The organism is Luteibacter sp. KNZ12-1A (assembly GCF_056755675.1).
In genome coordinates this window covers 42,699-52,533 of record NZ_JBPGXU010000018.1, presented here as the reverse complement: position 1 = coordinate 52,533, position 9,835 = coordinate 42,699, and the positions used below count along the sequence as shown (strand labels likewise).

At 67.8% G+C, this 9,835-nt stretch carries 9 protein-coding genes and 1 pseudogene; 7 read left to right on the top strand and 3 right to left on the bottom strand.

What is annotated here, in order from left to right:
- Nucleotides 1-102: 102 nt before the first annotated feature.
- Both ACR9ZJ_RS06310 and epmB read right to left on the bottom strand, forming a co-directional pair.
- Entirely contained in the window at nt 103-2,166 is a 2,064-nt protein-coding gene (locus ACR9ZJ_RS06310; protein ID WP_481280966.1) for an EAL domain-containing response regulator, read from the bottom strand.
- A gap of 99 nt (nt 2,167-2,265) precedes the next feature.
- Nucleotides 2,266-3,291 (bottom strand): EF-P beta-lysylation protein EpmB, encoded by a 1,026-nt coding sequence (epmB, locus tag ACR9ZJ_RS06305; protein WP_481287199.1) that lies wholly within the window; start codon nt 3,289-3,291, stop codon nt 2,266-2,268.
- Between the two features lie 88 nt (nt 3,292-3,379).
- On the opposite strand from epmB, the gene efp reads away from it, so the two are divergent.
- From efp to folE2, 7 genes are all read left to right on the top strand, one after another.
- Complete coding sequence (gene efp / locus ACR9ZJ_RS06300) at nt 3,380-3,958, top strand: elongation factor P (protein WP_481280964.1); 579 nt, start codon at nt 3,380-3,382, stop codon at nt 3,956-3,958.
- 96 nt (nt 3,959-4,054) lie between these two features.
- Complete coding sequence (locus ACR9ZJ_RS06295; RefSeq protein ID WP_481287198.1) at nt 4,055-5,392, top strand: TRZ/ATZ family hydrolase; 1,338 nt, start codon at nt 4,055-4,057, stop codon at nt 5,390-5,392.
- On the top strand, nt 5,389-5,673 hold the full coding sequence (locus ACR9ZJ_RS06290) for a YciI family protein (RefSeq protein WP_481280962.1): 285 nt from the start codon (nt 5,389-5,391) through the stop codon (nt 5,671-5,673). The genes ACR9ZJ_RS06295 and ACR9ZJ_RS06290 overlap by 4 nt, the downstream gene beginning before the upstream one ends.
- A 3-nt stretch (nt 5,674-5,676) precedes the next feature.
- Complete coding sequence (gene ubiG / locus ACR9ZJ_RS06285) at nt 5,677-6,384, top strand: bifunctional 2-polyprenyl-6-hydroxyphenol methylase/3-demethylubiquinol 3-O-methyltransferase UbiG (protein WP_481280961.1); 708 nt, start codon at nt 5,677-5,679, stop codon at nt 6,382-6,384.
- Nucleotides 6,381-7,061: an HAD family hydrolase gene (locus ACR9ZJ_RS06280; RefSeq protein WP_481287197.1), complete on the top strand. Its 681-nt coding sequence runs from the start codon at nt 6,381-6,383 to the stop codon at nt 7,059-7,061. The genes ubiG and ACR9ZJ_RS06280 overlap by 4 nt, the downstream gene beginning before the upstream one ends.
- Nucleotides 7,058-7,894, top strand: coding sequence for a squalene/phytoene synthase family protein (locus ACR9ZJ_RS06275; protein ID WP_481287196.1), 837 nt, complete (start codon nt 7,058-7,060; stop codon nt 7,892-7,894). Before ACR9ZJ_RS06280 ends, ACR9ZJ_RS06275 begins: the two co-directional genes overlap by 4 nt.
- A 97-nt stretch (nt 7,895-7,991) precedes the next feature.
- Complete coding sequence (gene folE2, locus ACR9ZJ_RS06270) at nt 7,992-8,915, top strand: GTP cyclohydrolase FolE2 (RefSeq protein WP_481280958.1); 924 nt, start codon at nt 7,992-7,994, stop codon at nt 8,913-8,915.
- A gap of 170 nt (nt 8,916-9,085) precedes the next feature.
- On the opposite strand, the pseudogene ACR9ZJ_RS06265 reads toward folE2, so the two are convergent.
- Nucleotides 9,086-9,835, bottom strand: a pseudogene (locus ACR9ZJ_RS06265) (M23 family metallopeptidase); the annotation flags it as partial.

The window sequence follows — 9,835 nt, the reverse complement described above, 5'->3', positions numbered from 1 at the left end:
GGTTGCTTGCCGTAACCTGGCCCGCTGCCGCGGGATCGCCGACAAGGTCGGCTCCCACCAGTCACTGGATGGCTGGTTCCCGGATGGCTGGGCAGTCGCTGGTCAGACCGGCATGTATTCCTCGGCCAGCACTTTCGCTGGCTCTTGCAGGAAGTTGCCCTGGATGAAGTCCACGCCGCAGGCGAACAGCAGCGACGTGCTGACGGCGTCCTCGACCCACTCGGCCACGGTCTGCTTGCCGGAGGCATGGCCTTCCTTGCAGATCTCCGCGATCTTCTTCTGGTTTTCCGGGTGCTGCGGCAGGTCGGTCATGAAACTGCGGTCGATCTTCAGGAAGTCGGCTTCGACGTGGTTGAGCATCTGGAACGAGTTCAGGCCGGAGCCGAACTGTTCGATGGCGAAACCGCCGCCCGCCTTGCGCCAGCCGCTCACGAATTCCTGAGTGGGGCGCAGGCTCGTGAGCACTTTCGATTCCGGCATCTCGATCACCAGCTTGCTCCGGCGCAGGTTCGCCGATTCGAGGCGGCGGACGAGCCAGGGAAGCAGGTCGGGGTCTTCCAGCGACTGCAAGGTCATCTTCACGAAATAGGTCGTGGTCAGGCCGTCGTTCTCGCGGTGGGCGAGGGCGTCGATCGCATGGCCGAGTACCCAGCGGTCGATCGCGGGAAGCAGGCCGTTGCGTTCCGCCACCGGGAAGAAATACGACGGCAGCACGTCGCCCTTCGGGCCCCGCATGCGGACCAGGATCTCGTAGAACTCGCCCGCGGCATCCTGCAGGCTGATGATCTGCTGGTGGTACAGACGCAGGCCATCCTCGGCGAGCGCCTGGCGAACGAGGTCGAGCCAGTACTGCTCGCGTTCCGCGTCGGCTTTCTCGCGCGCGCTGGGGTCGTGCAGTTCCACGCGGTTGCCGCCCTGGTTCTGCGCGGCCCGCAACGCCGTACTGGCCTGGTCGAGCACGGTCTCGGTATTGGCGTTTTTCTCGGCCAGCAGGGTTCCGCCTAGCGTGATGGTGACCGTGAGCGAGCGCGAGCCGGCGTCGAAGATGCTTTCGGCAACGGCATGGCGCAGGCGTTCCGTGAGCGCGGCGTGTTCGAGGTCGCCACGCGAGTGGAGAACCAGTCCCAGCGTGTGATCGCCGAGTACGCCGGCGATGTCCTCGTCGTCGATCGATTCGTTGACCTTGGTGGCGATCGCGGCCAGCAGATGATCGGCGTTACCGATGCCCGCGCTGGCGACGATGTCTTTCCAGTTGTCCGGTTCGAGCAGGATCACGGCCTGTCCGGCACGTCCCGCCGCCGCCGCCGCCACCGCCTCGTCGATATGCGCGAGCGTGTGGGCGCGATTGAACAGGCCGGTGACGGGATCCCGTTGCAGTTGCGCCACCAGGGCCGCGTCCACCGTTTGCTGGCGGAACACGATTTGCAGGCAGGACTCGCCTTCGAAGGTGGCATGGGCGAACTCGACCATGGCCTTGAAGGTACCGCCATCGTCGCGGCGCGCGAGCAATTCCATCGGCGGTGGTGTCTTGTCGCCCTTGGAAAGGCCGCGCAGGACGGCCTTGAACTCATCGGCATGCGTGCCGGCGACCAGGTCGAGGATCGGCAGGCCGATGATGTCGTCGAACTCGGCGAGCCCGAAGGCCTCCAGGTAAGCCTGGTTCACGCGCACGTGCATGCCTTCGTGGACATAGGCGATGGCGTCGCGCGAGGAGTCGAGCAGCGCGTCGCAGCGGCGCTCGGTCTCGCGCAGCGAGGTTTCCAGCCGGCGCACCTGGCGGCGGGTGGACAAGGCGTCGAATTCACGGCGGACCACGGCCAGCACCTGGTCCGGACGCTTGCGCAAGGCCACGCCACGGCAGCCATTGGCGAACAGGTCGGCGATGGCGTCGTCGTGCAGGCTGTCCACCACGGCGATCAAGGAGAGGTCGCGACCGCTGGCATCGAGCTGGCGCATCACCGCGCCGGCATCGATACCCGGCACGCCGGGGTTCATGAGAACGAGGTCCGGCCCGATATCGTCGAGCGCAGTCCGGATTTCGTCCGCGTTCGTCGCGCGGGCGGGGCGAACGGCGATGCCACCGTTGCGCAATACGTTGATCAAGAGTTCGGCGTCTTCCACCGAGTTCTCGATGAAGAGGATCCTGATGACGTTGTCGTGTTTCATGCCGTTCCGAATGACCGCTTGCCCACCCCGCGAACCGGCTTGCCGGCCCGCTCCCCCCAGCGCGTCCGGACAGGTCATGCTGACCGGATGCCGCCCATACTAACGCGCGAAATCGGCAATAGGTCGCTTGGAGGCATCACCCTGCAGTTCGCGTACCAGCCTGGGTACGAGGAATCCGGGCAAGCGGTCGCGCAGTTCGGCCATGAGGGCGAGGGCCCGGTCGTCGTCCACCTCGAAATGGGCGGCCCCCTGTACCTTGTCGAGCTGGTGCAGGTAGTAGGGCAGCACGCCGGCCGCGAACGAGCGTTCGCACAGGTCCACCAGCGCTCCCGCGTCGTCGTTGACGCCACGCAGCAGGACCGACTGGTTCAGCAAGGTGGCGCCCGCGGCACGCAGGCGGGCGCAGGCGGCGTCCACCGCATCGTCGAACTCGTTCGCGTGGTTGGCGTGCAGCACGACCACCTTCTGCAGGGGCAACGCGGCCAGCCATTCGGTGAAGCCCTCGTCGATCCGCTCAGGCAGGACCACCGGCAGCCGGGTGTGGATGCGCAGGCGGATCACGTGGGGCAGGTGGGCGAGCCCGCGGGTGAGTTCCTGGAGCTTGTGCGTGGACAGCGACAGCGGATCGCCGCCGGACAGGATCAATTCGCGGATGGACGTGTCCGCCCGCACGTGTGCCAGTGCCTCGCGCCATTGGGCCGCCGCGGCGATTTCCTCGCCGTAGGGGAAGTGCCGGCGGAAGCAGTAGCGGCAATTCACGGCGCAGCTGCCGCTGGCGATCAGCAGCGCGCGCCCGTCGTATTTGTGCAGCAGGCCGTGCCCGGCGCGCGCCGCCATGTCGCCGACCGCGTCGATGGCGAATCCCTCCGCCACATCGTGCTCGGCCGCCCGGGGCAGCACTTGCAGGAGCAGCGGATCGGAAGGATCGCCGTGGCGCATGCGCGCCACGAAGCCCCGTGGCACGCGAAGCGGGAAGCCCGCGTCGTCCGGGGGAAGCAGGTCGGGCCGGTGGCCCAGGCCCACGGCGGCCAGTAGCTCCCCGGCATCGGTGATGGCGTCCCGCCACAGCTCGCGCCAGCCAGGAAGGGGCGGCGATAGGCGGGAAGTGGGGCTTGCGGTTATCATTACGGACCTTGGATCGGGCCCAGGAGCCCGTGACAGACCCCATTTTAGCCGCCCAGCGGGGCGGATTTAACCCTGGAGCAGAAAGCGCATGGCGACCCTTGGCCTCAATGATGTCAAAACGGGCAAGAAGATCCTTCACAACGGCGATCCGTGGATCATCACCGAAGCCGACTTCATCAAGCCGGGCAAGGGCCAGGCCTTCACCCGCATCCGCATCCGTAATCTCAAGGATGGCCGCACCACCGAGCAGACGCTGAAGTCCAGCGATTCGTTCGAGGAAGCCGATGCCGTCGATACCGATGCCCAGTTCTCGTACGTCGAGGGCTCCGGCAACGAACGCGAATGGGTCTTCATGCACTCGGAAACCTTCGAGCAGTACCGTGCGAACCTCGCCGCGATGGGCGACGCCTGGAAGTGGCTCAAGGGCGACGAGGAATGCGTGGTGACGCTGTTCAACGGCAATATCATCGCCGTGACGCCGCCGAAGTTCGTCGAACTGAAGATCGTCGAGACCGATCCTGGCGTTCGTGGCGACACCTCGGGCGGTGGCGGCAAGCCGGCGACCCTCGAGACCGGCGCCGTGGTTCGCGTGCCGCTCTTCGTGAACCAGGACGAAGTGATCAAGGTCGATACCCGCACCGGCGAGTACGACAGCCGCGTCAAGTAAGGCCACCGGCGTTTTGCCTGGTATCGCGGCACGGCGGCCCCCGAGGGCGCCGTGCCGTTCTTGTATGAGGCTCCCGTTTCCCCACCGAGGCCCCGAATGACCGCCAGCCCCACCGACATCGACCTCCTCATCGAGGCCCGTTGGATCGTCCCCGTCGAGCCCCACGCCGTGGTCCTCGACGACCACGCGGTCGCCGTGCACGGCGGCGAGATCCTGGCCGTGCTGCCGGTCGCCGCCGCCCGCGCGGCCTACGCGCCGCGAGAGCGGATCGAATTGCCCGAGCACGCGCTCATCCCCGGCCTGGTCAACGCGCATACGCACAACCCGATGACCTTGCTGCGCGGCCTGGCCGACGACCTGCCGTTGATGACCTGGTTGCAGCAGCATATCTGGCCGGCGGAAGGTCGCGTGATGGGTCCGGAATTCATTCGCGACGGCGTCGAGCTCGCCGTGGCCGAGATGATCCGTGGCGGCACCACCTGCGCCAACGAGAACTATTTCTTTCCCGACGTGATCGCGGCCACCTACCGCCGGATGGGTTTTCGTGCGGTCATCGGTTTGCCGGTGATCGATTTTCCCACCGCCTGGGCGACCACGTCCGACGAATACTTCAGCCGCGCCGTCGAGGTACACGATGCCTTGCGCGGCGAGCCCCTGCTCACAACGGCATTCGTGCCGCATGCGCCGTACACGGTCTCGGACGAGAACTTCGAGCGCATCCGCATCCTCGCCGACCAGCTCGACATCCCGGTCCACCTGCACACGCACGAGACGGCGCACGAAGTGGAAGAGGCCGTGGCGAAAGACGGCATCCGTCCGTTCGCGCGCCTGCAGAAGCTCGGCATCGTCAATGAGCGCCTGGTGGCGGTGCACATGACCCAGCTGACGGATGGCGAGATCGCCGCCTGCGCCGTCGCCGGGGTTTCCGTGGTGCATTGCCCCGAATCCAACCTGAAACTCGCCTCGGGCTTCTGTCCGGCGGAAAAACTGCGTGCCGCCGGCGTGAACGTCTGCATCGGCACCGATGGCTGCGCCTCGAACAACGACCTGGACATGTTCGGTGAAATGCGCACCGCCGCGCTCCTGGCCAAGGCCGTGGCGGGCGACGCCGCCGCCTTCGACGCCGCCTATGCGCTGCGTGCCGCCACGCTCAACGGCGCAAAGGCGATCGGCCTGGGCGACCGCGTGGGCTCGATCGAGCCGGGCAAGCGAGCCGATCTCGTGGCCGTGCGTCTCGACGCCCTGGAAACCCAGCCGCTCTACCATGTGGCATCGCAGCTGGTCTATGCCACGGGCCGCCACCAGGTCAGCGACGTGTGGATCGATGGCGTGCGCAAGCTCGCCTCGGGCGAACTCCTGGGCATCGACACCGCCGCCATCCGGGCCAAGGCACGTGCCTGGCGCGAACGCATCGCCGCGGAGGATCCGGCATGAACGAACCCTTGCACCTCTATCTCGTGCTTGCCATGCGCAATCCAGGCTTCAAGCCGGAAGCGGGCGAAGCGCACCAGGCCTTCCTTGCCGACCTGATCGAGCAGGGCCTGCTCGAACTCACCGGGCCCTTCACCGATGGCAGCGGCGGCGCATACATCCTGCGCGCGACCGATCTCGCCACCGCGATGCGGATCGCGCACTCCGATCCACTGCACATCACCGGCTCGTCCACGCTCACCGTGCATGAATGGCGTGCGCGGCGCCCCGTGACGGAGGACTGAATCATGCAGAACAACACCAACGTCAGCGCGGAAGAAATCGCGCGCTTCGAAAAGCTCGCCGCGCGCTGGTGGGACCCCGATGGCGAATCGCGTCCCTTGCACGACCTGAATCCGGTGCGCGCCGCCTATGTCGCCGGCCACGCCAACCTCCGTGGCGCCAAGGTGGCGGACGTCGGTTGTGGTGGCGGCCTGCTCAGCGAGGCGCTGGCGCGCGCCGGCGCGAACGTCACGGCCATCGACCTCGGTGAAAAGCTCATCGAGATCGCGAAGCTGCACCTGTTCGAGTCGAACGTGCAGGTCGACTACCGCGTGCAGTCGTCCACCGCGCTGGCGGAAGCCGAACCGGCCTCGTTCGACGTGGTTTGCTGCATGGAGCTGATCGAGCACGTGCCCGACCCGGCCGAACTGGTCCGCGACCTCTCGGCGATGCTCAAGCCCGGCGGCCAGCTGTTCCTGTCCACGCTCAATCGCACGCCGGCCGCGTTCGGTGCGGCGATCGTGGGCGCCGAATACCTCATGCGCCTGCTGCCGCGTGGCACGCACCATTACGCGCAGTTCCTCAAGCCTTCCGAAGTGGCCACGATGCTGCGCCGCTTCGACCTCGAGCTGGAGGACATCAAGGGCCTGGCCTACAACCCGCTCACGCGCAACGCCAGCCTGTCGGCCAACACGGCGGTGAACTATGTGCTGGCGGCCAGGAAGACGGCATGAGCCGGCTTCCCTTCAAGCCCGAGGGCGTGTTCTTCGACCTCGACGGTACCCTGCTCGATAGCGCCCACGAGCTGTACGCGGCCTTGCTTGAACTGTGCGAGGAGCAGGGTGCCGCACCGCCGCCGTACGAGCGCGTGCGTCCCGTGGTCTCGCGTGGGTCGCGCGCCATCATCGGCGCCGGCTTCCCGGGCATCGCCCCGGACGAGCTGCTGAAGCTCGTTCCGCGCTACCTCGAACTGTACGAGGCGTGCATGGCCAGCCACACCGTGGTCTTCGATGGCGTCGAGCCCCTGCTCGCGGCGCTCGGCGCGGCGGGCATCCGCTGGGGTATCGTCACCAACAAGCCCGGCTTCCTCACCGACGCCTTGCTGCCGCGGGCCGTTCCGCACTGGAAGCCCGCCGCCGTCGTCTCCGGCGATACCCTGCCGGTGAAGAAACCCGATCCCGCACCCGTGCTGCATGCCTGCGCACTGGCGGGCTGCGATCCCACCCGCTCGGTGTACGTCGGCGACGACCGCCGCGACGTCCTCGCGGGCCATGCCGCCGGGCTCTTCACCGTGGCGGTGCGCTGGGGCTATCTCGACGGTGGCGATCCGGATGCCTGGGGTGCCGATGCCGTGCTGGATCATGCCGATGAACTGGCCGTCCTGCTCGGCGTGGGGGAGGTTGCCGCGTGATCGACGGTGCGACCGGGAGCTTCGTCGACAAGTGGCTCGCCGTGCAGCCACAACAGCGGATCGCGCTCGGCTTCGTGGACGAACGCATGCGCGACGAACGGGTCGCGCTGGCCGCGTTCGAACAGGAGCTGGTCTCCTCGGCCTACGGCATTCGCGAGCCGCAGGTGGCCGCGGCCAAGCTTCAATGGTGGGCGGAGGAACTCTCCGGCGCCGCCGCCAGCGGTGGACGCCACCCGCTTACCAAGCTGCTGTTCGGCGGCGATCGCGCACGCGCCATCCCGGCGAACATGTGGCTGGCTCCCGTGCTCGCGGCCATGGCGCAACTGGAACAGGGCACGCCGTCGGATTTCGGCGCCCAGGTCGCCGCATCCCGTGGCCTGCACGGCGCGCTGGCGACCCTGGAAAACGCCTGGTGGTTCGGCCCCGGCGCGCCGGTGGAATCGGCGTCGCGGATCGCCACGCTGTCGCACCTCGTCTTCGCGTTGTCGCGGCTGGAACTGGACGCCGAGCGTGAGCGCCTGCCATTGCCGATGACGCGGCTGGCCCGCCATGGCCTCGCGCGCGCGCACCTGAAGACCGATTCCCCGGCGCGGCGCGGGGCGCTGCGCGCGCAGCTGGGCGAACTCGCCGGCGGGCTGCGCGAAGCGTTGGCGCTGGGCGAGCCGCTCAGCACCTTTCGCGGGCTGGAGGGCCGCACGGCGCTGTCCACGGCCCGTGGCGCGGCGCGCGCGGGCGAACCGCTGGCCGAACTGCACCGCCGCCAATCGCGCTCCGGTCCGGCCACCGCCCTCCGTGCCTGGCTCGCGGCGCGCCACGCCGCGCGATTTACCTGAACGGATCGTTTCCCCGCAAGGACCATTGAGCCCACCCTCCTGGCCCCCATGTCGGGCACGGTAAGCCGCATACCGGCACGTCCCAAGGATCTTCCCGATGTACATCCACGATTCCCCGACCCGCCTGCTGCCCGACGTGGCGTCGCAGGAGCATGCCCTGGCCATCGGCACGCTCGACTGGGTCGGGATGGACGGCATGGAGATGCCCGTCGCTTTCGACGCGGGGGATGGCGACGTGCGCTCCACGGGGGCTCGGGTGGGGGCCTTCGTCAACCTCAACAAGCCGGAAGCGCGTGGCATCCACATGTCGCGGCTCTACCTGCTGGTCTCGGATGCCCTTTCGGCCGGACCTCTCACGGTGGGCGGTATCCGTGCGCTCCTGGAATCGTTCCTGGCCTCGCACGAGGGCCTCTCGGACCACGCCCGGATCACCATCGGTTTCGAGCACCTGGTGCGCCGCAAGTCGCTTCGCAGCGAAAACAGTGGCTGGCGCGCCTATCCGATCACCATCGACGCGACACTCAGCGGCGACGCTTTCCGCATCGAGATCACCACGGACGTCCTCTATTCGTCGACCTGCCCGGCCTCGGCGGCGCTGTCACGCCAGCTGATCCAGGATAATTTCGCGAAGACGTTCTCGGCGGGCGAACCACTGGACCGCGAGACCATATTGGCCTGGCTGGGCACGGAGCAGGGCATCGTCGCCACGCCACATGCGCAACGCAGCACCGCCACCATCCGCGTGCGCCCCACGGGCGAGGGCGTCTTCCCGCTGATCGGCATGATCGACAACGTGGAATCGGCGCTGGGCACGCCGGTGCAGACGGCGGTGAAGCGCGCGGACGAACAGGCCTTCGCGCTGGCCAACGGACAGAACCTCATGTTCTGCGAGGATGCCGCGCGACGTATCCAGAAAGCGCTGGAAGCCGACCCGAACATCGCCGACTTCCACCTTCGCGTGGCACATCATGAGAGCCTGCATCCGCACGACGCGGTGGCGTTCGCTTCGAAGGTGCGCTGAAGCCGCTAACCAGTCCTGGCGCGGACCAGGTCACAACAACCTGGTGGGAGCCGACCTTGTCGGCGATCCCGCGGCAGCGGGCGAGGTTACGGCAAGCCTCCATCGCCGACAGGGTCGGCTCCCACCAAGACCTGCCTCACCAAGGCCTGTCATCAGTCGGTTGCTGCGTCTCAGTGGATGCCGGGCAGCAGCAGCGGGTCCAGGCGCGTGCCGAACCAGTTGAAACCCCAGTGCAGGTGCGGACCGGTGGCACGCCCGGTCTTGCCCGCCGCGCCGATCACCTGGCCCTGGCGCACCCGCTCGCCGACCTTCACATCGATCCGCGACAGGTGCAGGAAGTTCGACGACAGGCCGAAGCCGTGGTCGAGCAGCACGGTGCCGCCGGTGAGGTAGAGGTCCGGCTTGGCGAAGGTGATCACGCCATCGGCCGGGGCTTTCACCGGGGTGCCTTCGGGCACGGCGATATCCATGCCCGAATGCGGCGCCTTGGGATCGCCGTTGTAGATCCGCTGGTTGCCGAAGCGTCCGCTGATGCGTCCGCTCACCGGCCAGGTGAAACCCCGGGCGAAGTCCTCGCGGGCATCGTCGCGATCGCGCGCGGCGACCACCTCGGCCTGCTCGCGTTCGATCCGCGCGGCGATCTCCGGTGGCGGGTTCACCGTTTTCGGCGGGACGCCATTCACGCGCTCGACAGGCCAGTCACGCGGCGAGACCGCGACACTGCGCCGCGTATTTCCGAGGGTGACGACGATAGGCCCGCGTTCGTCGCGTCCGGCGCCGAAGACGAAGAGGCCGTCGTCGCCCACATGCACCGGCTTGCCGGCCACGGTGACGCGCGTGCCGGGCACCGCATGGCCGATGACGAGGCCTCCTTGCGAGACGCTGGCAGGCAGGTCGGGGACGGCCGCGACCGCGAGCGC

Excerpts from the sequence above, each read along its gene's own strand:
- ACR9ZJ_RS06310 (WP_481280966.1), bottom strand. The coding sequence starts at position 2,166 with ATGAAACACGACAACGTCATCAGGATCCTCTTCATCGAGAACTCGGTG.
- epmB (WP_481287199.1), bottom strand. The coding sequence starts at position 3,291 with ATGATAACCGCAAGCCCCACTTCCCGCCTATCGCCGCCCCTTCCTGGC.
- efp (WP_481280964.1), top strand. The coding sequence starts at position 3,380 with ATGGCGACCCTTGGCCTCAATGATGTCAAAACGGGCAAGAAGATCCTT.
- ACR9ZJ_RS06295 (WP_481287198.1), top strand. The coding sequence starts at position 4,055 with ATGACCGCCAGCCCCACCGACATCGACCTCCTCATCGAGGCCCGTTGG.
- ACR9ZJ_RS06290 (WP_481280962.1), top strand. The coding sequence starts at position 5,389 with ATGAACGAACCCTTGCACCTCTATCTCGTGCTTGCCATGCGCAATCCA.
- ubiG (WP_481280961.1), top strand. The coding sequence starts at position 5,677 with ATGCAGAACAACACCAACGTCAGCGCGGAAGAAATCGCGCGCTTCGAA.
- ACR9ZJ_RS06280 (WP_481287197.1), top strand. The coding sequence starts at position 6,381 with ATGAGCCGGCTTCCCTTCAAGCCCGAGGGCGTGTTCTTCGACCTCGAC.
- folE2 (WP_481280958.1), top strand. The coding sequence starts at position 7,992 with ATGTACATCCACGATTCCCCGACCCGCCTGCTGCCCGACGTGGCGTCG.